Source organism: Caulobacter sp. AVps18 (assembly GCF_058681425.1).
Map to the genome: position 1 here is coordinate 1572528 of NZ_CM178737.1, position 24948 is coordinate 1597475.

The 24948-nt window shown below is 67.0% G+C and carries 18 protein-coding genes and 1 pseudogene; 12 read left to right on the forward strand and 7 right to left on the reverse strand.

All coding sequences use genetic code 11. The features are described from left to right. Window positions 1-123: 123 nt before the first annotated feature. Window positions 124-226, reverse strand: a pseudogene (locus ACW179_RS07360) (hypothetical protein); the annotation flags it as partial. Between the two features lie 261 nt (window positions 227-487). Between ACW179_RS07360 and ACW179_RS07365 the strand changes: the two are divergent. The 7 genes from ACW179_RS07365 to odhB all read left to right on the forward strand — a co-directional run bounded on the left by ACW179_RS07365 (window position 488) and on the right by odhB (window position 11986). Further along, window positions 488-1228 (forward strand): TetR/AcrR family transcriptional regulator, encoded by a 741-nt coding sequence (locus ACW179_RS07365; protein WP_492063648.1) that lies wholly within the window; start codon window positions 488-490, stop codon window positions 1226-1228. 256 nt (window positions 1229-1484) lie between these two features. After that, on the forward strand, window positions 1485-3725 hold the full coding sequence (locus ACW179_RS07370) for a TonB-dependent receptor (protein WP_492063649.1): 2241 nt from the start codon (window positions 1485-1487) through the stop codon (window positions 3723-3725). Between the two features lie 81 nt (window positions 3726-3806). Then, window positions 3807-5096, forward strand: coding sequence for a spinster family MFS transporter (locus ACW179_RS07375; RefSeq protein WP_492063650.1), 1290 nt, complete (start codon window positions 3807-3809; stop codon window positions 5094-5096). A gap of 368 nt (window positions 5097-5464) precedes the next feature. Further along, the gene (gene sucC, locus ACW179_RS07380; RefSeq protein WP_492063651.1) at window positions 5465-6664 is read left to right on the forward strand and encodes an ADP-forming succinate--CoA ligase subunit beta; all 1200 of its coding nucleotides are present in this window, start codon (window positions 5465-5467) and stop codon (window positions 6662-6664) included. Next, window positions 6665-7549 (forward strand): succinate--CoA ligase subunit alpha, encoded by an 885-nt coding sequence (gene sucD, locus ACW179_RS07385; RefSeq protein ID WP_492063652.1) that lies wholly within the window; start codon window positions 6665-6667, stop codon window positions 7547-7549. A 173-nt stretch (window positions 7550-7722) separates the two neighbouring features. After that, entirely contained in the window at window positions 7723-10686 is a 2964-nt protein-coding gene (locus ACW179_RS07390; RefSeq protein WP_492063653.1) for a 2-oxoglutarate dehydrogenase E1 component, read from the forward strand. 79 nt (window positions 10687-10765) lie between these two features. Next, complete coding sequence (gene odhB, locus ACW179_RS07395) at window positions 10766-11986, forward strand: 2-oxoglutarate dehydrogenase complex dihydrolipoyllysine-residue succinyltransferase (RefSeq protein WP_492063654.1); 1221 nt, start codon at window positions 10766-10768, stop codon at window positions 11984-11986. 63 nt (window positions 11987-12049) lie between these two features. Here odhB and ACW179_RS07400 read toward each other — a convergent pair whose 3' ends face one another. Both ACW179_RS07400 and ACW179_RS07405 read right to left on the reverse strand, forming a co-directional pair. Beyond that, window positions 12050-12472 carry a hypothetical protein gene (locus ACW179_RS07400; protein WP_492063655.1) on the reverse strand — a complete coding sequence of 141 codons (423 nt, stop codon included), beginning with the start codon at window positions 12470-12472 and terminating at the stop codon, window positions 12050-12052. A 59-nt stretch (window positions 12473-12531) separates the two neighbouring features. Beyond that, window positions 12532-13269 carry a glycosyltransferase family 2 protein gene (locus ACW179_RS07405; RefSeq protein WP_492063656.1) on the reverse strand — a complete coding sequence of 246 codons (738 nt, stop codon included), beginning with the start codon at window positions 13267-13269 and terminating at the stop codon, window positions 12532-12534. 169 nt (window positions 13270-13438) lie between these two features. Here ACW179_RS07405 and ACW179_RS07410 point away from each other — a divergent pair, with 169 nt between their 5' ends. The 3 genes from ACW179_RS07410 to ACW179_RS07420 are packed head-to-tail and all read left to right on the forward strand — an operon-like array spanning window position 13439 to window position 16403. Then, a complete protein-coding gene (locus tag ACW179_RS07410; RefSeq protein ID WP_492063657.1) occupies window positions 13439-15151 on the forward strand; it encodes an ArnT family glycosyltransferase in 1713 nt (570 codons plus the stop codon). Then, window positions 15148-16062 carry a hydroxymethylglutaryl-CoA lyase gene (locus tag ACW179_RS07415; RefSeq protein ID WP_492063658.1) on the forward strand — a complete coding sequence of 305 codons (915 nt, stop codon included), beginning with the start codon at window positions 15148-15150 and terminating at the stop codon, window positions 16060-16062. The genes ACW179_RS07410 and ACW179_RS07415 overlap by 4 nt, the downstream gene beginning before the upstream one ends. Next, entirely contained in the window at window positions 16059-16403 is a 345-nt protein-coding gene (locus ACW179_RS07420; protein ID WP_492063659.1) for a hypothetical protein, read from the forward strand. The genes ACW179_RS07415 and ACW179_RS07420 overlap by 4 nt, the downstream gene beginning before the upstream one ends. A 206-nt stretch (window positions 16404-16609) precedes the next feature. Here the strand turns inward: ACW179_RS07420 and ACW179_RS07425 are convergent, their stop codons facing one another. Continuing rightward, window positions 16610-17446: an alpha/beta hydrolase gene (locus ACW179_RS07425; RefSeq protein WP_492063660.1), complete on the reverse strand. Its 837-nt coding sequence runs from the start codon at window positions 17444-17446 to the stop codon at window positions 16610-16612. 31 nt (window positions 17447-17477) lie between these two features. Continuing rightward, complete coding sequence (locus tag ACW179_RS07430) at window positions 17478-20714, reverse strand: PAS domain S-box protein (protein ID WP_492063661.1); 3237 nt, start codon at window positions 20712-20714, stop codon at window positions 17478-17480. Between the two features lie 320 nt (window positions 20715-21034). Here ACW179_RS07430 and lpdA point away from each other — a divergent pair, with 320 nt between their 5' ends. Then, window positions 21035-22435 carry a dihydrolipoyl dehydrogenase gene (lpdA, locus tag ACW179_RS07435; RefSeq protein WP_492063662.1) on the forward strand — a complete coding sequence of 467 codons (1401 nt, stop codon included), beginning with the start codon at window positions 21035-21037 and terminating at the stop codon, window positions 22433-22435. 75 nt (window positions 22436-22510) lie between these two features. Continuing rightward, the gene (locus tag ACW179_RS07440; protein ID WP_492063663.1) at window positions 22511-22795 is read left to right on the forward strand and encodes a hypothetical protein; all 285 of its coding nucleotides are present in this window, start codon (window positions 22511-22513) and stop codon (window positions 22793-22795) included. A gap of 171 nt (window positions 22796-22966) precedes the next feature. On the opposite strand, the gene ACW179_RS07445 is transcribed toward ACW179_RS07440, so the two are convergent. Continuing rightward, entirely contained in the window at window positions 22967-24478 is a 1512-nt protein-coding gene (locus ACW179_RS07445; RefSeq protein ID WP_492063664.1) for a M56 family metallopeptidase, read from the reverse strand. Then, window positions 24475-24849 (reverse strand): BlaI/MecI/CopY family transcriptional regulator, encoded by a 375-nt coding sequence (locus ACW179_RS07450; protein WP_492063665.1) that lies wholly within the window; start codon window positions 24847-24849, stop codon window positions 24475-24477. Before ACW179_RS07450 ends, ACW179_RS07445 begins: the two co-directional genes overlap by 4 nt. Window positions 24850-24948 lie beyond the last annotated feature (99 nt).

Consider the following 24948-nt stretch of genomic DNA (forward strand, 5'->3'; position numbering starts at 1 on the left):
GTCTGACGGCGCACTGCGAGATTTTTTCAGGGCTTTGAATTTGCTGGGGTTTGTGGGCGATGCGTCGGGGATGGAGGGGGCTGTATCCCCGTAGTCACGACACTCACAACGCACAAACCGTTGTCATCCCGGACGCGCGAAGCGCGATCCGGGACCCAGGGGCCGCCTCTCTGCCGGTTGCCCCTGGGTCCCGGCTCTCCGCTACGCTGCGGCCGGGATGACAAGCAAAAGCGGTTGATCGGCGCTCAAATCCTGCCCCCGTGGGCGTTGATGCTCCCCCTCTGGGGGAGCTGTCGCGGAGCGACTGAGGGGGTCTTCGCGGTGACCGCCCAGATGGCCCCCTCCGGCCCTCTGGGCCACCTCCCCCAAAGGGGGAGGATCTGGCGACGTCCACTCATCCATACCGCCGCGCCCCCTCATCCGTCTTGCCACGCTCCGCCGGATGCGCCATCCGGGGTCCTACAATCACGGCCGGCGAGAGAGTCGAATGACCGCAGCCAAGCCCCCCGTCCGGTCCCTCACCCATAGTGGCGGGCGGGGGAGACCGTCCAAGGCCAAGGGCCTGGACCTGAAGGAAACCATCCTCGACGCCGCCGAGGGCCTGTTTGCGCGCCATGGCTTCTATGGGGTGACCACCCGCCAGGTGGCCGCCGAGGCCGGCGTCGACACCGCCCTGATCCACTATTATTTCGGGGCCAAGCGCGAGCTGTTCGACGCGGTGTTCCTGCGCCGGGCCGAGATCCTCAACCAGGCGCGGGTCGCCTCGATGGACCTCTATCTGAAGACCCATGCCGGGGCGATGACAGTGGAGGGGGTGATCGGCTCGTTCATTGACCCGCTGCTGCGCATCTCGCAGGAGGGCGGGCCGGGCTGGAAGAGCTATTTCGTGCTGGTCGCCCAGGTCAACAACACCCCGGCCTGGGGCGGCGAGACCATGGCGCGGTTCTTCGATCCGGTGGTGCATCGTCTGGTCGAGACCCTGAAGGCGGCGCGGCCGGACGCCGACTATTCCGACCTCTACTGGTGCTACCAGTTCCTGACCGGCTCGATGATGCTGGCCCTTTCGGAGACCGGCCGCATCGACTCGCTGTCGGAGGGCCAGTGCCATTCCAGCGACCTGGAAGCGGTGCGCAAGCGCCTGTTTGCCTATTGCGCGGCCGGCTTCGAGAGCGTGATCGCGCGGGCCGGTGCGGCTTCCGCCCTGGGGGCACTGCCGCGCAGCGACTGAGGCGGCAGCGCCGGCCTGGGCCACGCCTGGCGCGGTCTGGGTTTGGCGCCGAGCCGCCCCCTCCGACCCTCCGGGCCACCGCCCCGGCGGGTGAGGCGTTTCCATTTCATCACCTGATGAAAAAAGACTGGCGCGATCCCGTCGTCTGGGTGAGAGTAGGGTTAATTCGCCGTTTGATGAACGGGCGAACCCCGAGCACGCGTCCGCCAAAAGGACCGGCTCGGCTGGGCGGAACGGACAAGGGAGGGGAAACCCGATGACTTCGATGTGGAAAGCTGCACTGCTGGCCGGCGCAGCATGGAGCGCGGCCGTTACAGCGGTTTCAGCGCAAGAGGCTCCGGCCGCCGATGCGGGCCTGGCTGTCGAGCAGGTGGTCGTCACCGCCCGCCGTCGCGAAGAAAGCCTCAAGGACGTACCCGTGGCCGTCTCGGCCTATAGTAGCGAGACCCTGGCCCGCCAGGGCGGTGCCGATATCACGGTGCTGCAGCAGACCACCCCCAACATCACGGTTCAGACCGCGCGCGGTTCGAACTCGACCCTGATCTCCTACATCCGTGGCATCGGCCAGCAGGATCCGCTGTGGGGCTATGAGCCCGGCGTCGGTCTCTATATCGACGATGTCTATGTCCACCGCCCGCAGGGCGCGGTGCTGGACGTGTTCGACATCGAGCGCATCGAAGTGCTGCGCGGCCCTCAGGGCACGCTGTATGGCCGCAACACCATCGGCGGCGCCATCAAGTATGTGACCAAGCGCCTCGGCGACGAGGCTCACGCCAAGCTGCGCGGGACCTATGGCAGCTACAACCAGACCGACCTGCTGGTCTCGGGCCAGACGCCGGTCGGCGGCGGTCTGTCGGTGGGCGGCGCCTATGCGCTCTACAAGCGCGATGGTTTCGGCAAGAACCTGACCACCGGGGCCGAGCACTACAACAAGGACGTCCAGGCTATCCGCCTCAGTGCGGAATACGCCCCGACCGAAGACCTGTTCTTCCGCCTGGCCTATGACAAGGTGCAGGACGACTCCAACCCCCGCCACGGTCACCGCGAACTGCCGGCCCTTGTCGGCGGCTACAAGGTGCTCGACATCTATGACACCCAGGCGGGCCTGGGCGATGACAACACGGTCGAAACTGAAGGCCTGTCGCTGACCGGCCAGTATGATGCGACCGAGAACCTGACCTTCAAGTCGATCACGGCCGGCCGCAAGGGTCACACCACGACGGTCATCGACTTTGACGGCACGCCGATGCCGACCCTGGATATCCCGGCCACCTATGACGACCGCTCGTTCTCGCAGGAACTGCAGGCGGTCTATTCGGACGAGAACGTCCAGGGCGTGTTTGGCCTCTATTACATGAACAGCCAGGCCTCGGGCGAGTTCGACACCATCGCCGGCAATCTGGGCCTGGCCATCGCCAACGGCGGCAAGGTCAATACCCAGAGCTTCGCGGCCTTCTTCGACTTCAGCGCCAATCTCAGCGAAAAGTTCAAGGTCTCGCTGGGCGCCCGCGCCACCCGCGACCACAAGCGCAGCAACAGCTATCGCTTCTTCTATCTGGGTGCCACGCGCACCCCCTATCAGGGCGGTACGCCGCGTCCGATCCTGCAGACCCGCACCAACTACAGCGCCGAAAAGACCTTCTCGCAGTTCACGCCGCGCATCTCGGCCTCCTATGAGCTGACCGACGATCTGAGCACCTATGTGTCCTATTCCAAGGGCTTCAAGTCCGGCGGCTGGGATATGCGCGGCGACGCCCTGATCACCCCCCAGACCGTCAACGGCTACAAGCCCGAAGTGGTCGATGCCTATGAGGTGGGCCTGAAGGGCTACATGTTCGACCGCCGGGTCTCGTTCGCCTCGGCCGCCTTCCTGTCGAAATATGAGGACCAGCAGGTCTCGACCCAGGTGGTGGTGCCCAGCGGCATTGCCAGCTCGATCGACAATGCCGGGTCCTCGACCCTGTACGGCGTCGAGTTCGAGGCCAAGGCCCGCCTGACCGCCAGCCTGTCGGCCAATGTCGCCCTCGGCTATATCCACGCGAAGTACGATACCTTCAGCCGCTTCGTGCCGGCTGGTGCGCCCAACCCGCTGAATCCGTCCCAGACCCTGGCCACCGGCCAGGTGGTCAATGTGGCCGATCTGTACGGCTTCCAGAACACCCCGGAATGGACCGGCAATGTCAGCCTGACCTGGGTGGGCGATGTGGCCGGCGGCACCCTGGCCGTCACCCCGATGGTCAGCTATCGCGACAGCTACCAGCAGTTCGAACAGCCTCTGCCCCTGCTGGACCAGAAGGCCTTCACCCTGGTGGACCTGACCGCGATCTGGACGGCGCCGGGCGGTGGCTACAAGCTGGCCCTCACCGGCAAGAACCTGACCGACGAGGTCTATCGTACCGGCGGCTATAATTTCGGCGTGCCGACCTATAATAACTCGGTTATCGGCTTCTACGGCCCGCCGCGCACCGTCTCGGCAAGCCTCGAAATCGCATTCTGATCTAGGTAAAACCTGGCGTCGGCGCGCTGCAACGCGTCGACGCCATTTCTCTGTCTGCAGCCTGAATCCAGTGGGACGAGCATGAGCGACGGCCAGATCAAGCCACCCGGTGCGCGGTATCGCTACGTCGTTCTGGCGATGCTGATCCTCGCCTATACGTTCAATTTCCTGGATCGGCAGATCCTCGGCATCCTGGCCGGATCGATCAAGGCCGACCTGCACCTGACCGACACCCAGCTGGGTCTGATGGGCGGGGTGGCGTTTGCGGCGCTCTACACCACCCTGGGCGTGCCCCTGGCCTGGCTGGCCGACCGGGTCAGCCGCACCTGGATCATGACCGTCGCCCTGACGGTGTGGAGCGGCTTTACCGTGGCCTGCGGCTTTGCCGGCGGCTTCTGGAGCCTGTTTCTGTCGCGCATGGGCGTGGGCGTCGGCGAGGCGGGCGGCGTGGCCCCGGCCTATTCCCTGATCGCCGACTATTTCCCCAAGGACCAGCGGGCCCGCGCCCTGGCGGTCTATTCGTTCGGCATCCCGCTGGGCACGGCGCTTGGCGTGCTGTTTGGCGGCCTGATCGCCGCCTATGTGAACTGGCGCGTCGCCTTCATCGTGGTGGGCCTGGCCGGCGTGGCCCTGGCCCCGATCTTCAAGTGGGTGGTCAAGGACCCCGAGCGCGGCGGCATGGACCGCGAGCCCGGTCAACTTGCCCCGCTGGTTGCCCCCAAGGCACCGGCCTTCAAGGCGGTGCTGGCCACCATCCTGCCCAAGCCCAGCTTCTGGCTGCTGTCGTTCGGCGCGGCCTGTTCGTCGATCTGCGGCTATGGCGTGGCCTTCTGGCTGCCCACCTTCTTCCAGCGCAGTTTCGGCCTGACCCTGCCCGAACGGGCGATGTTCTACAGCGCCCTGTCGCTGATCGGCGGCGTGGCCGGCATCTGGCTGGGCGGAGTCCTGGCCGACAAGTTCGGGGCCAAGAACAAGGGCGCTTACGCCCTGGCCCCCGCTGTCTGCTTCCTGGTGGCCCTGCCGTGCTTCCTGCTGGCCATGAACGTCGAGTCGATGGTCCTGGCCTTCCTGCTGTTCCTGATCCCCACCGGCCTGAACCTGGCCTGGCTGGGCCCCATCGTCGCGGCGGTGCAACATCTTGCCCCCGCCTCGATGCGAACGACCACCTCGGCCCTGTTCCTGCTGATCAACAATCTGCTGGGTCTGGCGGTGGGACTCTGGTTCTTCGGCTATGTCTCCGACCTGCTGGCCCCGCGCTATGGGGCCGAGTCGATGCGCCATGCGCTTTACTTCGGGTTGGGCTTCTATGTGATCAGCGCGGCCCTGCTGATCGTCGCCTCACGCCGCCTGAAACGCGACTGGGTGGACTGAGGCCCCGACAGACCGTCACCGGTGAACCTGGACCGCCTGCGGGCGGGCCGTTCTGCAGGCGTGAAAGCCCCCAAATTGACTATCACTTTGGGGCGTGGTGAAGAATTGCAACCTGGGCGTTAGGTAAGCGTTGTCATATGACACCGGGGGCAATCCGGTGATCTGTATTATAAATGTTACCGGTAACTCTTCCGCAGGGACAATGGTTTCCCATGCTCCGGGTGCCCAAACCCGCGCCGTGGACAGCCCGGTGGACGAGATAAGCGCGCAAGCCTTCACCTTATCGCCCGGGTGTGGTTGCGCCTGCGAAATCACGCTCCTATAAACCGGCCACATTTCAGAAAAGCCGTCGTCGAGACCAGGCACTCATGAACATCCACGAACATCAAGCCAAAGCCGTACTCGCCGAGTTCGGCGCCCCCGTGCCGCGCGGCTTTGCCGTCTTCACGCCGCAGGAGGCCTTCGAGGCCGCCGAAAAGCTGGGCACGCCGGTTTTCGTCGTCAAAAGCCAGATCCACGCCGGTGGCCGTGGCAAGGGCACGTTCGAGGGCCTGGGCCCCGACGCCAAGGGCGGCGTCCGCGTCGTCAAGTCGGCTGAAGACGTCAAGACCAACGCCGCCGAGATGCTCGGCCGCGTGCTGGTGACGCACCAGACCGGCCCCAAGGGCAAGCAGGTCAATCGCCTCTACATCGAAGAAGGCGCGGCGATCGCCAAGGAATTCTACCTGTCGCTGCTGGTCGACCGCGAGACCTCGATGGTTTCGGTGGTCGCCTCGACCGAAGGCGGCATGGACATTGAGGACGTGGCCCACGCCACCCCGGAAAAGATCCACAGCTTCTCGATCGACCCCGCCACCGGCGTGTGGCCGACCCACCAGCGCGCGCTGGCCAAGGCCCTGGGCCTGACCGGCGGCCTGGCCAAGGAAGCCGCCGTGCTGCTGACCCAGCTCTATACGGCGTTCCTGGCCAAGGACATGGCCATGCTGGAGATCAACCCGCTGATCGTCACCGCGGATGATCACCTGAAGGTTCTCGACGCCAAGCTGTCGTTCGACGGCAACAGCCTGTTCCGTCACCCGGACATCAAGGCTCTGCGCGACGAGAGCGAAGAAGACCCCAAGGAAATCGAAGCCTCGAAGTTTGACCTGGCCTATATCGCCCTGGACGGCGAAATCGGCTGCATGGTCAACGGCGCGGGCCTGGCCATGGCCACCATGGACATCATCAAGCTGTACGGCGCCGAGCCGGCCAACTTCCTCGATGTCGGCGGCGGCGCCAACAAGGAGAAGGTCACCGCGGCCTTCAAGATCATCACCGCTGACCCTGCCGTGAAGGGCATTCTGGTCAACATCTTCGGCGGCATCATGCGCTGCGACATCATCGCGGAAGGCGTCATCGCCGCCGTGAAGGAAGTCGGCCTGCAGGTTCCGCTGGTGGTGCGCCTGGAAGGCACCAACGTCGAACTCGGCAAGAAAATCATCTCGGAAAGCGGCCTGAACGTCATCGCCGCCAACGACCTGTCTGACGGCGCCGAAAAGATCGTCGCAGCCGTGAAGGGTGCTCGCTAAATGTCGATCCTCATCGGTTCTGAAACCAAGGTCATCTGCCAGGGCATCACCGGCGCCCAGGGCACGTTCCACTCCGAACAGGCCATCGCCTACGGCACCAAGATGGTCGGCGGCGTCACCCCCGGCAAGGGCGGCCAGACGCATATCGGCCTGCCCGTGTTCGACACGGTCGGCGAAGCCAAGGAAGCCACCGGCGCCGACGCCTCGGTGATCTACGTGCCGCCCCCCTTCGCGGCTGACTCGATCCTGGAAGCCATCGACGCCCAGATCGGCCTGATCATCTGCATCACCGAAGGCATTCCGGTGCTGGACATGGTGCGCGTGAAGAAGGCGCTGCAGGGCTCCAAGTCGCGCCTGATCGGCCCCAACTGCCCCGGCGTCCTGACGCCCAACCAGTGTAAGATCGGCATCATGCCGGGCGGCATCTTCTCGGAAGGCTCGGTCGGCGTCGTGTCGCGTTCGGGCACCCTGACCTATGAAGCCGTGTTCCAGACCACCAATGCGGGCCTGGGCCAGACCACGGCTGTCGGCATCGGCGGCGACCCGGTCAAGGGCACCGAGTTCATCGACATCCTCGAACTCTTCCTCGCCGACGAAGCCACCAAGTCGATCGTCATGATCGGCGAGATCGGCGGCTCGGCCGAAGAAGAAGCCGCCCAGTTCCTGGCGGACGAAGCCCGTCGTGGCCGCAAGAAGCCCATGGTCGGCTTCATCGCCGGTCGTACGGCTCCTCCTGGCCGTCACATGGGCCATGCCGGCGCGATCATCTCGGGCGGCAAGGGCGGCGCGGAAGACAAGATCGCCGCGATGGAAGCTGCGGGCATCCGCGTCTCGCCGTCGCCGGCCAAGCTGGGCGAAACCCTGCTTGAGGTCCTCAAGGGCTAAGACGACACCGAAACCCCGCCCTCGCGGGGCCCAGGTTTTTTGCGACCGCCAGTCGACGATGCGAAAAAATCACCTGGGCCCCCGCTGAAAGCGGGCGCCGAGGTGATTGAGACACTATCTTTACGGGCCTGGGTTACCGGTCCTGTAGACCGACGGATCTAAGGCAAAGAACCATGGCGGACGACGCAGGCATCATCAATCAGGTCTTGACCGAGACCTCGTTCCTCTACGGCGCCAATGCGGCGTTTGTTGAGGACCTGTACGCCCGCTGGGCGAGCGATCCGGCCTCGGTCGAGCCCTCGTGGAACGCCTTCTTCGCCACGCTTCAGGAGCAGGCCGACGAGGTCAAGCGCGCCGCGCAGGATCCGGCCTGGACCCCGCGCCAGGCGCCCACCCTTCGCCCTGACTGGCTTTCGGCCCTCGACGGCCAGTGGCCGTCGGTCGCTCCGGCCGTCGAAGCCAAGATGACCAAGGCGATTGAAGGCAAGGCACCCGGCGCCTCGTCGGAAGCCGTCCGCGCCGCCACGCTGGACAGCCTGCGCGCCATCATGATGATCCGGGCCTACCGGATGCGCGGCCACCTGGCCGCCAATCTCGACCCGCTGGGTCTTGAGCCGCCGAAGGCTGCTCCCGAGCTCGACCCCGCCACCTACGGCTTCGCCGAAGCCGACTATGACCGTCCGATCTTCCTGGACTTCGTGCTGGGCATGGAGACCTCGACGATCCGCGAGATCCTGTCGATCCTGCGCCGCACCTATGCCGGCAATGTCGGCGTGCAGTACATGCACATCTCCGACCCGCACGAGAAGGCCTGGCTGCAGGAGCGGATTGAGGGTCGCGACAAGGAAATCGTGTTCTCGAAAGAGGGCAAGGTCGCCATCCTAAAGAAGCTGATCGAGACCGAGGGTTTCGAGCGCTTCCTGCACAAGCGTTTCCCCGGCACCAAGCGGTTCGGCATCGACGGCGGCGAGGCCATGGTCCCGGCGCTGGAGCAGATCATCAAGCGCGGCGGCTCGCTGGGCGTGAAGGACATCGTGCTGGGCATGCCCCACCGGGGCCGCCTGAACGTGCTGGCCGCCGTGATGGGCAAGCCCTATCACGTCATTTTCCACGAGTTCCAGGGCGGCACGTCCTTGCCCTCGGACGTCGAGGGCTCGGGCGACGTCAAGTATCACATGGGCGCCTCGTCGGACCGTGAGTTCGACGACAACAAGGTCCACCTGTCGCTGACCGCCAACCCGTCGCACCTGGAAATCGTCAATCCTGTCGTCATCGGCAAGGCCCGCGCCAAGCAGGCCTTCACCCTGCGCGAACAGCCCGACGCCGGTCGCGGCCACGTGCTGCCGCTGCTGCTGCACGGCGACGCGGCCTTTGCCGGTCAGGGCGTGGTGGCTGAGTGCTTCACCCTGTCGGGCCTGAAGGGCTACCGCACGGGCGGCACCATCCACTTCATCGTCAACAACCAGATCGGCTTCACCACCAGCCCGCGCTATTCGCGCAGCTCGCCCTATCCCTCGGATGTGGCGCTGATGGTCGAGGCCCCGATCTTCCACGTCAACGGCGACGATCCCGAAGCCGTGGTCTATGCGGCAAAGGTCGCCACCGAATATCGCCAGATGTTCGGCAAGGACGTCGTGGTCGACATGTTCTGCTATCGCCGGTTCGGTCACAACGAAGGTGACGACCCGACGATGACCTCGCCGCTGATGTACGCCAAGATCAAGGGCCACATCTCGACCCGCGAGCTTTACTCCAACCGCCTGATCGCCGAAGGCGTCATCACCCAGGGCGAGGCCGACGGCTGGATCAACGACTTCGAGACCTTCCTCGACAAGGAATTCGACGCCGGCAAGACCTACAAGGCCAACAAGGCCGACTGGCTGGACGGCAAGTGGGCCGGCCTGGCCGCGCCTGCCGACGAAGAGCGTCGTGGCTCCACCGCCTTCCCGCGCACCCGCCTGCTGGAAATCGGCCGTCAGATCACGACGATCCCGGAACGCATCGACGCCCACAAGACCGTCAAGCGCGTCATCGAGAACCGTCGCGAAGCCATCGAAAAGGGCGAGGGCCTGGACTGGGGCACCGCCGAGCATCTGGCCTTCGCCACCCTGCTCGACGAAGGCTTCCCGGTCCGCCTGTCGGGCCAGGACTCGGTTCGCGGCACCTTCACCCAGCGCCATTCGGACGTCATCGACCAGTCGACCGAAGAGCACTACACCCCGCTCAACAACATCCGCGCCGGCCAGGCCCACTATGAAGTGATCGACTCGGCCCTGTCGGAAGAGGCGGTGCTGGGCTTCGAATACGGCTTCTCGCTGGCTGATCCGAACACGCTCACCCTGTGGGAAGGCCAGTTCGGCGACTTCGTGAACGGCGCCCAGGTGGTGATCGACCAGTTCATCAGCTCGGGCGAGCGCAAGTGGCTGCGGATGAGCGGCCTGGTGATGCTGCTGCCGCACGGCTATGAGGGCCAGGGTCCCGAGCACAGCTCGGCCCGCCTCGAGCGCTTCCTGCAGTCGTGCGCCGAAGACAACATGCAGGTGCTCAACTGCACCACCCCGGCCAACTATTTCCACGCCCTGCGTCGCCAGATGCACCGCGAGTATCGCAAGCCGCTGGTGGTCATGACCCCCAAGAGCCTGCTGCGCCACAAGCGCGCCGTCTCCAACATCGCCGATCTGGCCGAGGGGTCCTCGTTCCACCGCGTGATGGTTGACGGGGCCGAGGCCGGCTGCGACGTGGGCGGCGTGACCCTGAAGCCCGACGCCGAGATCAAGCGTGTCGTGATCTGCTCGGGCAAGGTCTATTTCGACCTCGTCGACGCCCGCGCCAAGAGCGGCCGCGACGACATCTATCTGCTGCGCCTGGAGCAGTTCTATCCGTGGCCGATGAAGTCGCTTTTGGGCGTGCTGGGCCGCTTCAAGAACGCCGAACTGGTCTGGGTTCAGGAAGAGCCCAAGAACATGGGCGGTTGGACCTTCGTCGACCCGTGGATCGAACTGACGCTCGCCAAGCTGGACATCAAGGCCAAGCGCGCGCGCTATATCGGTCGTCCGGCCAGCGCCTCGACGGCGGCGGGTCTGATGAGCCGCCACATGAAGGAACTCCAGGCCTTCCTCGACGAGACCTTCGCCTAGACCCTATCAATATGGCCCCGTCCTGGTGACGGGGCCGTTTTCACACCGACCGGCATAAACGAGAGACATCGGAACCCCCATGGCCGACATCATGACCCCCGCCCTCGGCGAATCCGTCACCGAAGCGACGGTGGCGCGCTGGACCAAGAAGGTCGGCGAGGCGGTAAAGAAGGACGAGATCCTCATCGAGCTCGAAACCGACAAGGTCAGCCTGGAGGTGGCCTCGCCCGCCGACGGCGTGCTGACCGGCATCGGCGCTGAAGAGGGCGCAACCGTTGTTCCTGGCACCGTCCTGGGTGTTGTGACCGAAGGCGCGACCGCCTCGGCCGCGCCTGCCGCCGCTGCTCCGAAGGCCGCTGCTCCGGCTCCCGTGCCCGCTCCGGTCGCTGCCGCGGCTCCGGCCCCCGCTGCCGTTGCCGCCGCCGCACCGGTCAGCCCGGCCCCGGCCCGCATCGCCGCCGAAAACAACCTCGACCTGTCCAAGGTGGCCGGCACCGGCAAGGACGGCCGCGTCACCAAGGGCGACGCCCTGGCCGCCCTCGAAGCCCGCGCCTCGGCCCCGGCGCCGGTCGCCGCGCCTTCGGCGCCGCGTCCGATCCATGAGCGCGAAGAGCGCGTGAAGATGACGCGCCTGCGTCAGACGATCGCCCGCCGCCTGAAGGAAGCCCAGAACAACGCCGCCATGCTGACGACCTTCAACGAGGTCGACATGAGCGCGGTGATGGCCCTGCGCAATTCGTACAAGGACATCTTCGAAAAGAAGCACGGCGTGAAGCTGGGCTTCATGTCGTTCTTCACCAAGGCCGTCGTCGCCGCCCTCAAGGCCGTGCCGGACGTCAATGCCGAGATCGACGGCACCGACATCGTCTACAAGAACCACTATGACATCGGCGTCGCCGTCGGCACCGACAAGGGCCTGGTCGTTCCGGTCGTGCGCGACGCTGACGCCATGAGCCTGGCCGAGATCGAAAAGGCCATCGGCGCCCTGGGCAAGAAGGCCCGCGACGGCCAGCTGGCCATCGACGACATGCAGGGCGGCACCTTCACGATCACCAATGGCGGCATCTATGGCTCGCTGATGTCGACCCCGATCCTGAATGCTCCGCAGTCGGGCATCCTGGGCATGCACGCGATCAAGGAACGCGCCATGGTCGTCAACGCCAAGATCGAGATCCGCCCGATGATGTATCTGGCCCTCAGCTACGACCACCGCGTGGTCGACGGCCAGGGCGCCGTGACCTTCCTGGTCAAGGTCAAGGAAGCGCTGGAAGATCCCCAGCGCCTGCTGCTGGAACTCTAGTTCCAGGCATCAGGCACGAACCGGAAGGGGCCGCGAAAGCGGCCCCTTTTGCGTTCCGGGGCCTCATTGATCCCCGAAATCAACATCCCGGCGCGCCGCCACGATGGTGACGATAAAGCCGGCCAGCACGTCCAGCAGCACCATCACCGTGATCAGGAAGAAGATCGAGGTAGCGAAGGCCGGGGCCAGCAGGAACTCGACCAGGCAGCCGATGAACAGCACCATCGACAGCGAGTGATTGATGATCGCGATCTTGCGGCTGGTCGTGGATTTCAGCAGCTCGACGAACAGCACCACCAGCGAGCCTGCCAGCAGCAGGTCGCCCAGGCTGACCGCCCAGTCGATCTGCGAGGTCATGTGGATGGTGAACAGGGTTTCGGTCAGGCGCGCGTGGGCGTCGATCGACTGGAAGCCGCCCGTCAGGGTCAGGGCCACCAGGTTGTAGATCAGCACGGGCAAGATCAGCAGCGGAACCGCAGCGAACATCGAAAGCCTCTCCCCCAGGATCGTGGCCCTAGGGCCACGCTCTAGGCGTAGCCGGATTTTCAGGCCTCGTCGACGCCGCCCGGATTGCGGGCGCGGGTCTGCAGCCACATCACGCCCAGCAGGTCGGACACCGAGGCCTTCAGCCGGCCGAAATTGGTGTATTTCGACACCCCCGTCTCGCGGTGACGGTGGTTCACCGGCTGGAACGTCACCTCATAACCCTCGCGCAGCAGCAGGGCAGGGATGTAGCGGTGGATGTGGTCGAAATAGGGAAGCCGCAGGAAGGCCTCGCGGCGGAAGGCCTTCAGGCCGCAGCCCGTGTCGTTGGCGGTGTCTTTCAGCAGGCGTTTGCGCACCCCGTTGCCAAACCGCGAGGCGAAGCGTTTGGCGCTGCTGTCCTGGCGCTTGACCCGCTCGCCGCCGACCAAAGCCAGGCTGGCGGGGGCGGCCGCCAGGGCCTTGGCCAGGCGCGGGGCGTCGGCCGGATCGTTCTGGCCGTCGCCGTCCAGGGTGACGATGATCGGGCCCCGGGCGGCCAGGATGCCGGTGCGCACGGCGCGGCTCTGGCCCGAGTTCTTGTGGTGTGACAGCACCCGCAGTTGCGGGATCTCGGCCTTGAGGGCGATCAGCAGGGCGCGGGTGTCGTCACGGCTGGCGTCGTCGACGAACAGGATCTCGTGGCTTTCGCCGGCAAAGGCGGCGGCGATCTCACGGGCCAGGGCCGGCGCGGCACCGCCCTCGTCGAAGACGGGCACGACGATGGAGAAATCAGGCGCGGGGGCGGAGGCGGCGATCATTCGCCTCTAATAGCGCAAAACTGCCGTTGAGCCTGTCATTTTCAAATGACGTCATTTGAAAATGACAAACAGGCTCAATTTCAAGAGGTTAGAGCGCGATAGCCGCCGAAACCGGCCTCCACTTTCGGCTATCGCGCTCTAGCGAAAGGATCGTGCTATGCCATGGCGCATGACGCTTGAATCTCGCCTCGATGCGTGGAGCCGCGGATGGCGCGGCCCCCTGCTTGCCGCCCTGCTGGCCCTGTTGGCCGGCCTGCCGGGCCTTTTGGCCATGCCGCCGCTGGATCGCGACGAGTCGCGCTTTGCCCAGGCCACCGCCCAGATGCTGGAAACCGACGACCTGGTGGTCATCAAGTTCCAGGACCAGCCGCGCTTCAAGAAGCCGGTCGGCATCCACTGGCTGCAGGCGGCCAGCGTGTCGCTGGTCTCGGCGGCCGAGGACCGGGGTATCTGGGCCTACCGGATCCCGTCCCTGCTGGGGGCCATGCTGGCGGCGGCAGCCTGCGCCTGGGCGGCGGCGGCGCTGTTTGACCCGCGTACCGGCCTGCTGGCCGGCGCGATCCTGGGGGCCACCTTCCTGCTGTCGAGCGAGGCCTTCATCGCCAAGACCGACGCGGCCCTGTGCGGCTTCACCACCCTGGCCATGGCGGCCATGGCCAAGGTCTATGCCGAGCATCTGGCGGGGCGAAAACCGGGGGTCTGGACCAAGCTGGCCTTCTGGATCGGCCTGGCCATGGCGGCCCTGATCAAGGGGCCGGTGGGTCTGCTGACCGTGATCTTTGCCGCCCTGGCCTTGTGGGCGTGGGACCGCAAGGCCGTCTGGCTGAAGGACCTGGGCTGGAGCTGGGGGCTGATCCTGTTCGCCGCCGTCGTCCTGCCCTGGGCGATGATGATCACCGTGGCCACCGACGGTGCCTTCTGGGGCGTGGCCATCGCCGGCGACCTGGCGCCCAAGATGGTGGGCGGACAGGAGGGGCATTCGGGCCCGTTCGGCTATCACGCCCTGCTGACGCCACTGCTGGTCTATCCGGCCACCCTGCTGCTGCCGGCGGGCCTGATCCTGATCTGGAAGGACCGCGCCGAGCCCGGCGTGCGTTTCGCCGCCTGCTGGCTGATCCCGACCTGGCTGATGTTCGAGATCCTGCCCACCAAGCTGGCCCACTACACCCTGCCGGCCATGGGCGGCATGGCCATGCTGCTGGCTGCCGCCGTGCGCGCTCCGCTGGGCGGCCTGGCGCGCTGGATCGGGGCGGGGCTGACCGTGCTGGTCAGCCTGCTGCTGTGCGCCGTCGCCGTCTACGGCATGGTGACCTTCGGCCAGGGGACCGACCTGATCTGGACGGTTTTGACCGTGGCCCTGCTGCTGGCGGCGGGGGGAAGCGGCGCGGCGCTGCTGCTCAAGCGCCAGTCAGCGCGGGCCCTGATCGTCTCGGGCGCCTTCGGGATCGCCGCCCACGCGGCCCTGGTCGGCGGGCTGATGCCGCATCTGGAGCCGCTGTTCCTGTCCAAGGATATCGCCGACGCGCTGGACAGGGCGAAACTCTCGCCCCGTTCCGGCGCCCTGGGACCTGTGGCCGTGACCGGCTATTCAGAGCCCAGCCTGGTCTTCCTGCTCGGCACGGCCACGCAGCTGACTGACGGGCAAAGCGCGGCCAGGGCCATCGCCGAGGGCCGCCCCGCCGTGGTCGAGGCTCGCGAGGAGGCCGTGTTCCGCAAGGCCCTGGCCGCCGAGGGCCTGACGCCCCGCCCGGTGCAGGTGATCGAAGGCCAGAACTATTCCGACGGCGACGAGGAGCGCCTGACCCTCTATCGCGGTGAGCCCCAGGCACCGGTCGCCGCTCCGCCGCCGCCGTCGCCGCCGTCGCCGGAGGATCGCCCGTGAGCCGCTTCATCGAGATCGTCGAGGTCGGGCCGCGCGATGGCCTGCAGAACGAGAAGATCGCCCTGCCGGTCGCCGAACGCCTGGACCTGATCCGCCGGCTCGAGGCCTGCGGCGCGCGGCGCATGGAGGTGGTCTCGTTCGTCAACCCCAACCGCGTGCCGCAGATGGCCGGCGCCGAGGAGATCATGGCGGCCCTTGTTCCGCTTGAGGGGCCGACCGATCTGACCCATTCGCGCATCGGCCTGGTGCTGAACATGCGCGGCTGGGAGCGTTGCGTGGCTGCCCAGTGCGACGAGGCCAATGTGGTGGTCTGCGCCTCCGACGGCTTTGGAACCCGCAACCAGGGCTCGACGGTCAACCAGCAGCTGGATGTCCTGGCCGGCATCGTCGAGCGCCAGGCGGTGGAGGGCGGCCCGCCCATCACCATGACCCTGTCCGTGGCCTTCGGCTGCCCCTTTGACGGCGAGGTGAGCGAGGACCAGGTGGTGGCCATCGTCCGCGAGGCCGCCGCCCTGCGCGTGCCCGAGATCGCCATTGCCGACACCATCGGGGTCGCTGATCCCTGGACCGTGCGCCGCCGGGTCGAGGCCGTTCGCGCGGCGGCGCCGGACGCAAAACTGCGCCTGCACTTCCACGACACCCGCAACACGGGTCTGGCCAACGCCTTTGCGGGCGTCGAGGCGGGGGTCGACGTGCTGGATGCCTCGGTCGGCGGCCTGGGCGGCTGCCCCTTCGCGCCCAACGCCACAGGCAATATCGGCACCGAGGATCTGGTCTACATGCTGGAACGCGCCGGGTTTGAGACGGGCTATGACCTCAGCGCCCTCATCGAAACCGGCCGGTCGATCAGTGAGCGGCTGGGCAAGGCCCCGGCCTCGTCGCTGGCGCGAGCGGGCGGATTTCCGGCATGACGCGGGCTCTGCTCGCCGCTGCGGCTGCTCTGACGCTGCTGGCTGCCTGCGCGAGCACGGCGCAGACGCCCATGACCTGCGACGTCACCCTGAAGTTCGGCAGCTACGGCATGGGCATCGATGGGCCGCTGGCCCAGGCGGTGGACGCCCGGACCAAGGCCGACCGCGACCTGGCCCATGTGGCGCGCAAGCCGTGGGGCCGCGAGGGGGAGTATGATCTGTGCCTGTCTGCCAGGTCTGGTCGGAGTGCGCGGGCGATGCTGCCTGTCAAGGGGCTGGCGGCGCCGACGTCGATCACGGGGCCAGACGGGCTGATGTATGAGACGAGCGCGCCGATGTAGTTGCGGGCTCAGGCTTTGTGTCTGCGGATCGCGCTCGCGGAAAACCGGCGGCACTCCCTGACCCGGGTCGCCTGACCTCATACCAAGCGCCGCTGAGCTCGGCGCCTTGCGCTCTATTTGCATCGTCAACCCGGGAACAAGTCCCGGGGTGACAGGATACTTTTCAGATTTGGGCCCTCTGAGGTCAGGATCAACGGCCGTGGGTATCATTCGGGCCTTGGCCCTGGCCACACCGTTCGGAAAGCCTGCAGCGCGGCCGGATGATAGATGGTGCTGTGATGCAGCGTGGGCATCGGGTCATAACGCCAGGTCAAGGCCTTGGGCGGGGCGGCCCTCAGGGCGGCCACGACCCTGTCGACCCCCTCTTGCATGGCCTCGCCCTCGTCGGCGATGGTCAGGTACAGCTTGCGCGGGCCGGCCGGCCAGCGGGCCAGGTCGTCGGCGGCGCCCCGGGCCAGGGCCTGGTCGTTCCACCACAGGCTGGGGCTGGCGGCGATATAGGCGTCGAACAGGGCCGGTTCCTTCAGGAAGGTCTCGACCACGAACAGCCCGGCCAGGCTCTCGCCGATCAGGGCCGTCTCGCCGCTGACCCGAAAGCGCTGATCGACCCACGGACGCAACTCGTCGCCGAGGAACCGCCGGAAGGCCGCAGAGCCGCCGCTGGTGGGGGCCAGCTTGCGGTCGTCGACATTGTTTGAGGGCGCGGTCATGTCACGCTTGCGGTCCGTGCCCTCGATCCCGACCACGATCATCTCGCGATAGGTCCAGGACAGCTCGCCCAGTTGGGCCAGGCCGACGATGTGGGGAAAGTCCTCCTGCTCGCCGCCGTCCAGCAGATACAGCACCGGATAGCGACGCTCGGGATGGTCGGCGTAGCCGGCCGGCAGATGCACATTGATCCGCCGCGTCTCCTTCAGGCCCGCCGAAGGCAGGGTGAAGGACTGGCCGATGACGATGGGGCGGCCGGCCGGTTCGGGCGCGGTCTGGGCGAGGGCCGGCGTGGCGGCCAGCAAGGCCAGGGCCAGCAAGACGGACTTGAACACGCATAAACTCCGTAAACGCAGGCCCTCGAGTTTACGGCAATCCACGCCCGGCACAGCCAAAAAGCGCTGGCTCATCTGATGAAGTTGACGCGACCCCTTGCATGTTCAGTGCACGAACCATTTCGGAGACCAGTCGCGCGGCGTCCAGCGGCTTGGCGACCAGGCCGTCGAACAGGCCGGCCGGCAGGTCGGGCGTGACGTCGGCCGAGAAGGCGATGATCGGGGTGTCAGCATTGGGGCCGCCGCCCTGGCGGATCAGCCGGGTGGCGGCCTCGCCGCCGATCCCCGGCATGCGCAGGTCCATCAGTATGACGTCGAAGGGCTGGCTGGCGGCCAGCTGAACTGCGGCTTCGCCCTGTTGGGCCTCGGTCACGTCAGCGCCGAGCGCCCGCAGCACCACGCCGACCAGATCGCGATTGACGGCGTTGTCGTCGGTGACCAGAACGCGGCAATCCTCGGGCAGGCCCAGGGCGGCGTCGGTGGTGTGATCGGCGACACGCACCACCACAGGGGCGGGGAGGCTGAACCAGAAGCGCGATCCCTGGCCCTCGCGGCTCTCGACGCCGATCTCACCGCCCATGGCCTCGGCCAGGCCCTTGCAGATCGCCAGACCCAGGCCCGTACCGCCATGCTTGCGGGTGGACGAGCCGTCGATCTGGGAGAAGCGCTTGAACAGCTTGTTCAGCCGGTCGGCCGGAATGCCGGCGCCGCTGTCGGTGACCGAGACCCGCAGGGTGGCGGTCCCTGCATCATGGCTGGCGTCCAGCGTGACGCTTCCCTGATCGGTGAACTTCACGGCATTGCCCACGAGGTTCAGCAGGATCTGCCGGATGCGATCCGGCGCCAGATCCAGGCTGGCAGGCAGGTGCTCCAGACCGGTGATGTCCAGCGCCAGGCCCTTCTCCTGGGCCTGGACGGCGAACAGGTCCAGGGCGTCGGTCAGCACCTGGCGCGGATCGCAGGGGGCGGTGGTGATCTCGAACTGGCCGGCCTCCAGCTTGGAGAAGTCCAGGATGTCGTTGACCGTCGACAGCAGGGCCTTGCCGGCGTTGGAGACGCGGTCCACGAAGCGCCGCGTGGTCGGCGACAGGTCGGGCTGGTCCTCGATCAGGCGCGAGAAACCCAGCACCGCCGTCAGGGGCGTGCGCAGCTCATGGCTCATGTTCGAGAGGAATTCCGACTTCACATCGGCCACGGCCTCGGCGTCCTTGCGCGCCTGGTCGAGCGCGATCTCCAGCGACTTGCGGGCCGTGACGTCGCGTACGACATCCTGGATACCGGTCAGGTGCCCGGTATCGGCGTCGAAGAACAGTTTGGGCTGGCCCTCCAGCCAGACCCAGTCACCGTTCTTGTGCAGACCGCGATACTGGAAGGGTTCAGCGATCGCCGTCGGTCCCCTGGCGATAAGCGCCTCATAGTAGCCCACCAGCTGGGCCTTGTCGTCGGGGTGGGTCATGTCGAGGATCCGCCGCCCCACCAACTCCTCAGGCAAATAGCCCATCACCTGCAGACAGCCGGGCGAGACGAACAGAACATCGCCCTTCGGTCCGAACTGGGCGATCATGTCGCGGGCGTTCTCGGCCAGCAGCCGGTAGCGCGCCTCGCTGCGCGCCAGCTCCAGCTGCGCGGTCTGTTCGTCGGTGATGTCGCGCACGGTGCCTACGATCACCAACGGCGCACCGTCGGGGCCGGTCTCGACGATGGAACTGCCCGAGATGCAGCGCTCCTCGCCATTGGGCCGCACGATCCGGGTCATGACGTTGAAGTCGGGCTCGCCGCTTTCCAGGCGCTGCTTCAGACGTTTCAGGGCCCAGCCCCGGTCGTCGGGATGGATGCGGGCGTTGAACATGCCGATACGCGGCGTATCAACCGGCTCCAGGCCATAGATCTCGAACATCTTGGGCGAGATCAACAGGTTGCGGGTCGCCAGTTCGTAGCGCCAGTAGCCGACGCCGGCGATGTCTTCGGCCAGCAACGCCCGCTGGGCCTGCTCGCGGGCGGCGTCGCGGGCAGCCAGGGTCTCCATTTCCATGGCCTTGCGCTCGGAGATGTCGCGCGAGACGCAGATGATCTCCAGCGGCGCGCCATCTTCGTCGCGCACCAGCTTAAGACTGGTCTCCAGCCAGAGATAGCGTCCGTCCTCATGCCGCGTACGGTGCTGGATGGTGCTTTGCGACAGGCCGCGCGACATGTCCTCGAATACGGCTCTTATCTTGGGCAGGTCGTCGGGGTGTATCGAGCCGATCAGGCCACGGGCGGCGCTGGGGGGATAGCCCAGCAGTCGTTCGATGGCGGGCGACACGTAGAGACAGTCGCCCGACAGGTCGTGCCGGGCGATCACGTCGCCCGCCTCTTCGGTCAGCAGGCGATAGCGCTCTGTGCTCTCGCGCAGGGCGGCGACGGTCTCGACGGTGTCGGTGATGTCCTGGAAAAGTCCGAGGATGGCCGTGGGCTCGCCGCGCTCGTCCAGTTCGCACACGCCTCTGGAGGCCACGTGCCGCAGGGCACCGTCGGCGCGCAAGAGGCGCAGGTTGAAGTCGAAGCCGGTCTTGCTGGCGACCGCCGCGCGGATATGGCGCGACACCGCCTTGCGATCATCGGGATGATAGAAGCGGAGGGTGTCGTCCCGCGCGGGATCGAACGTGTCGCGGTTGAGGCCGTGTATGGCATAGACGGTGTCCGACCAGGACGGCGTGTTGGTGGCCAGGTCCAGCCGCCAGTGACCCACGCCCGCCATGCCTTCGGCGATCTCCAGCAGTCGCCGCTTTTCGCGGGCCTTCCGGCTGGACTGGGCCAGTTCGAACTCGTCCACGACGATGCGGGCCAGCAGCTTCAGGCGCTCCAGCTCCTGGTCGCTGGGACGCGGGCGCGGCTTGTCGTCGATTACGCACAGGGTGCCCAGATTGAGCCCGTCGCGCGTGGTCAGGGTGGCGCCGGCATAGAAGCGGATGTCGGGCGCGCCGGTGACCAGTGGGTTTTCGGCAAAGCGCGGATCGCGGGTGGCGTCCTCGACCACCATCACCTCATGGGGACCGATCTCGATGGCATGGGCGCAGAAGGCCTGGTCGCGGGGCGTCGATTGGGCGTCCAGTCCCAGCTTGGCCTTGAACCACTGCCGGTCCGTATCGACCAGGGAAACAAGGCAGATCGGCGTGTCGAACAGGCTGCCCGCCAGGCTCACCAGCCGGTCCATCGCAGGGCTGGCCGGGGTGTCGAGGATCTGCAGCGCCTTGAGCGCCGCTATCCTCTGCGTTTCCGCGTAGTCCATTATTTGCCCCGATACCCGCCCGCGCCACGCTGCTGGATAGGGCCCCCGCGCCCGAGCCTGGCCTTCAAGCGTAAACGATTGACTTAAGCGGTGCAGCTGAGATCCCCAAAACGGGGCGTGACAAACCGTCCCAAGCCCTTCCCGTCATGAACTTGCCCGGGCAGAGGGCCCTAAAACAGGGGTTTTGCGTGGCTTTGGGTTGATCCCCCCGCCGGCTGCGTTAGGAGTACGCGCGATTGCCCTTCCGTGCGGGAACTCCCGTCGGAGCGGGTTCATCTCGGTCCGGCGCCGTTCGCAGGCGCGTCTCAAGGCGAAGATCCATGGCTCAATACGACGTCGTCATCATCGGGGGCGGCCCCGGCGGCTACAATGGCGCGATCCGCGCCGGTCAGCTGGGCCTGAAGGTCGCCATCATCGAAGGTCGCGGCAAGCTGGGCGGCACCTGTCTGAACGTCGGCTGCATGCCGTCCAAGGCTCTGCTGCACGCTTCGGAACTGTATGACTCGGCAACCAATGGCGAGTTCGCCAAGCTGGGCATCGAGGTAAAGCCCAAGCTGAACCTGCCGCAGATGATGGCCCAGAAGGCCGAGAGCGTCGAAGCCCTGACCAAGGGCGTCGAGTTCCTGATGAAGAAGAACAAGGTCGACTACATCAAGGGCTGGGGCCGTATCGCCGGCCCCGGGAAAGTGGTCGTGAAGGCCGAGGACGGTTCGGAAACCACCCTCGAAGCGAAGAACATCGTCATCGCCACGGGCTCTGAGCCCACGCCTCTGCCGGGCGTGACCGTCGACAACAAGCGCATCGTCGACTCGACTGGCGCCCTGACCCTGCCCGAAGTGCCCAAGAGCCTGGTTGTCATCGGGGCCGGCGTGATTGGCCTGGAGCTGGGCTCGGTCTGGCGTCGCCTGGGCGCCGAAGTCACCGTGGTCGAGTATCTGGGCCGCATCTGCCCTGGCCTGGACGACGACACCGCCAAGGTGTTCCAGCGCAGCCTGACCAAGCAGGGCTTCAAGTTCCAGCTGGGGGCCAAGGTCACCGGTGCCAAGGCCTCGGCCAAGGGCGTGGACCTGACGTTCGAGCCGGTCGCCGGCGGCGAGGCCCAGACGATTTCGGCCGACTATGTGCTGGTGGCCATCGGCCGCCGCCCGTTCACCGAAGGCCTGGGCCTGGACACGGTGGGCATCGTTCCCGACAAGCGCGGCGTGATCGCCAACGACCACTTCAAGACCACGGCTCCTGGCGTGTGGGTGATCGGCGACGTGACCACAGGTCCGATGCTGGCCCACAAGGCCGAGGACGAGGGCGTGGCCTGTATCGAACTGATCGCGGGCAAGGCCGGTCACGTGAACTATGACCTGATCCCGGGCGTGATCTACACCAAGCCCGAAGTGGCCACGGTGGGCAAGACCGAGGAAGAGCTGAAGGCCGCAGGCATCGCCTACAAGGTCGGCAAGTTCCCCTTCACCGCCAATAGCCGCGCCAAGATCAACCACGAGGGCGAAGGCCAGGTGAAGGTTCTGGCCGACGCCGCGACCGACCGCATCCTGGGCGTCCACATGGTGGGCCCCAATGTCGGCGACATGATCGGCGAATACTGCGTGGCCATGGAGTTTGGCGGCGCGTCGGAAGACGTGGCCCGCACTTGCCACCCGCACCCCACCCGCTCGGAAGCCCTGCGCCAGGCGGCCATGGGCGTCGAAGGCTGGACCATGCAGGCCTAGGCCTGTCTGAAATTTAATAACCACGTTCGATCAATCGCACGTAGAGTGGCGGGGTTTCGGTATCGGAGCCCCGCCATGCTTTTGTCTGCTCTCCTGCTCGCCGCTGCTGTCCAGGCCGCGCCCGAACCGCCCGCGCCGCCCCAGATGCTGCAGCCGCCCGGTGTCGTCCATGGCCGGATCATGCGGCCCGCGCGACGGACCTGCGACGTCCTGAAGTCCATACCGGCCGGTCAGCCGGATGACGGCGACGCCCGCCCTCTGGGTCAGGAGCGCCCTGGCGGTTTGCAGTATGCGGTGATGCGCTCGATCGGCGGCTGTCCCGTGCCGACCCCGATCCGTCAGGTCCGCCCCGCGCGCTAGAGCGGTTGATCTGATGGACTCTGATCAACCGCTCTAGTCTTTTGTTTTCGCGCGCGTTTCATTCCGAAAACCGGTTCCCACTTTTCGGAGCGCCCGCTAGGCCTGCCAAAGAAAAGACCCCGCCGGTTGTCCGGCAGGGCCTGAAGGGTTTGGGTCGGGCGCTCCGCGCGCTCAGCTTGTCTTGCGGGACTCGCGCGCCAGATTCTCGGCTTCTCGCTCCATCTCGTCGGCCTGCGCGGGCATTTGCGCCGCCACGGCGCGCAGCTCGGCGTCGGTGACCACATTGCCCCGGGCGCGGTTCTCGGTGATCTGCCGGGCGCGATAGGCGGGATCGCGCAGGCGCGCCGCTTCGGTCCGCAGCTGCCGCGCGCCCTGGCGGATCTGTTCGGCGCCCAGGGCCATCTGGGCGCGGGCCTCGACCATGTGCGTCGCCGCCTCCTGGCGGGCGCGTTCGCCGATCATGCGGGCCTGTTCGCCCTCAAGCCGGGCCTGATCGGCGCGGACGTCTGCGGCCGAGCGACGCGACTCGGCGGCGATCTGCCTCTCTGTCGGCGCGGGAGGAGGTGGCGGTGGAGGCGGAGGCGGAGGCGGCGGCGGCGGCGGCGGCAACTCCGGCAACTCCGGCGGCGGCGGTGGCGGTGGCGGCAGCTCCGGGGGCGGGGGCGGGGGCTCTGGCAGCTCCGGCAGCGCAGGCGGGGCCGGCGGGGCCGGCGGCGTGGCCGGCGCGACCTGATCCTGACGGGTCAGGCCCAGGGCGGCCAGCGGCGTGGCGACCATGGTCAGGGCGGCGATGGTCAGGGCGATGGTGAGTGGGCGGCGGCGAGCGGGCGTGTCGGTCATGATGCAGGCGATCCTTGTCTTCAGCGTGCGGGCGTCGGCGGCCATGGCAGTGGCGGCGCGGGGGGCGCTCAGGTGAGGGGTCGGGTGGGCGGCGAGGCGGACCAGGGCTCTGGCGTAGAGGGTGCGGTCGACGGTCTGCAGCGCGGCGGCGTCGGCGGCCTCTTCCGACCGGTCAGCGAGCTGCGCGTGCAGGTGCCAGACCAGCGGATTGAACCAGAACAGGGCCAGGGCCAGACGGGAGAGCACCAGGAAGATCCAGTCATGGCGCTGCAGATGGGCCATCTCATGGGCCAGGATGGCGGGGGCGGCATGACGCTCTGCCAGGCTGCCCGGATCGATCAGGATGAAGCCGGGCGCCACGCCCCAGCTGAGCGGACTGGTCAGGCGCTCGCTGGAGACCAGACGGGGGCGGTCGACCGGCGGCAGGTGTTCCAGTGGCGCCGACCATGCGGGGCAGGTCACCAGGCGACCCTGACGCGTCCAGCGGTGAAGGGTCAGCAGGCCCAGATGCAGTCGGCCGGCCACGGCGATGACGCCGAGCAGCCACAGGCCGCCGACCACCTGGATGGAGGAAGGCCACGACAGCACGGGCGCGGCCACCTCGTCGGTCAGGACCGGCGCCAGCGGAACGGCCATGTCCGGCGACGCCGGCGGCAACAGCGCCAGGTCCATCGCCGGCAGCACGTTCATGATGACCGGCAGGGCCAGCAACAGGCAGACCGTGGCGCGCAGGATGTCCACCTGATCGACGGGGCGCTGAGCCAGGAAGCGGGCGCAGGTCAGACCGGCGACGGAGACAAGGCTGGACTTGACCAGCAGCGACAGGAGCAGGCCCGCGGTCATGAGCGGGGCTCCACCGCCCGGTCGATCACCTGCTCCAGGGCGGCGGCTTCCTCGGGCGTCAGTCGCTGGCCCAGGCCCAGCAGGGCGGTGGCAGCGCTGGCGGCCGAGCCGGCGAAGAAGGTGTCGATCATGCGCCGCAGGGCGCTGGCGGCGACGGCCTCGGTCTGCTGCACAGGCCTGAACACGAAGCCGGCGGGGCCGTTGGACCGCTCGACCAGGCCCTTGGCCTCCAGGCGCGAGAGCATGGTGCGGACGGCCGAATCGCTCAGTGGGTCGGACAGCGCGCCGCGCACCTCGGCGGCCGTGCTGGCCTCCAGGCGGCAGAGGGTCTCGAAGACCTCGCGTTCTCGGCGGGGCAGGGATTCGATCATGGCGGCCTCCACGACAGTCGCGTCACTACATGTGTAGCGCTACACTTGTAGTGACGCTAGTCGTCGTGACGGCGATCCGGATGAAATCGCGGTAATCCG

Coding starts and splice junctions, on each gene's coding strand:
- ACW179_RS07370 (WP_492063649.1), top strand. CDS start 1,485: ATGACTTCGATGTGGAAAGCTGCACTGCTGGCCGGCGCAGCATGGAGC.
- ACW179_RS07420 (WP_492063659.1), top strand. CDS start 16,059: ATGACGCGGGCTCTGCTCGCCGCTGCGGCTGCTCTGACGCTGCTGGCT.
- ACW179_RS07430 (WP_492063661.1), bottom strand. CDS start 20,714: ATGGACTACGCGGAAACGCAGAGGATAGCGGCGCTCAAGGCGCTGCAG.
- ACW179_RS07375 (WP_492063650.1), top strand. CDS start 3,807: ATGAGCGACGGCCAGATCAAGCCACCCGGTGCGCGGTATCGCTACGTC.
- odhB (WP_492063654.1), top strand. CDS start 10,766: ATGGCCGACATCATGACCCCCGCCCTCGGCGAATCCGTCACCGAAGCG.
- ACW179_RS07445 (WP_492063664.1), bottom strand. CDS start 24,478: ATGACCGCGGGCCTGCTCCTGTCGCTGCTGGTCAAGTCCAGCCTTGTC.
- ACW179_RS07405 (WP_492063656.1), bottom strand. CDS start 13,269: ATGATCGCCGCCTCCGCCCCCGCGCCTGATTTCTCCATCGTCGTGCCC.
- ACW179_RS07390 (WP_492063653.1), top strand. CDS start 7,723: ATGGCGGACGACGCAGGCATCATCAATCAGGTCTTGACCGAGACCTCG.
- lpdA (WP_492063662.1), top strand. CDS start 21,035: ATGGCTCAATACGACGTCGTCATCATCGGGGGCGGCCCCGGCGGCTAC.
- sucD (WP_492063652.1), top strand. CDS start 6,665: ATGTCGATCCTCATCGGTTCTGAAACCAAGGTCATCTGCCAGGGCATC.
- ACW179_RS07365 (WP_492063648.1), top strand. CDS start 488: ATGACCGCAGCCAAGCCCCCCGTCCGGTCCCTCACCCATAGTGGCGGG.
- ACW179_RS07410 (WP_492063657.1), top strand. CDS start 13,439: ATGACGCTTGAATCTCGCCTCGATGCGTGGAGCCGCGGATGGCGCGGC.
- ACW179_RS07400 (WP_492063655.1), bottom strand. CDS start 12,472: ATGTTCGCTGCGGTTCCGCTGCTGATCTTGCCCGTGCTGATCTACAAC.
- ACW179_RS07440 (WP_492063663.1), top strand. CDS start 22,511: ATGCTTTTGTCTGCTCTCCTGCTCGCCGCTGCTGTCCAGGCCGCGCCC.
- ACW179_RS07450 (WP_492063665.1), bottom strand. CDS start 24,849: ATGATCGAATCCCTGCCCCGCCGAGAACGCGAGGTCTTCGAGACCCTC.
- sucC (WP_492063651.1), top strand. CDS start 5,465: ATGAACATCCACGAACATCAAGCCAAAGCCGTACTCGCCGAGTTCGGC.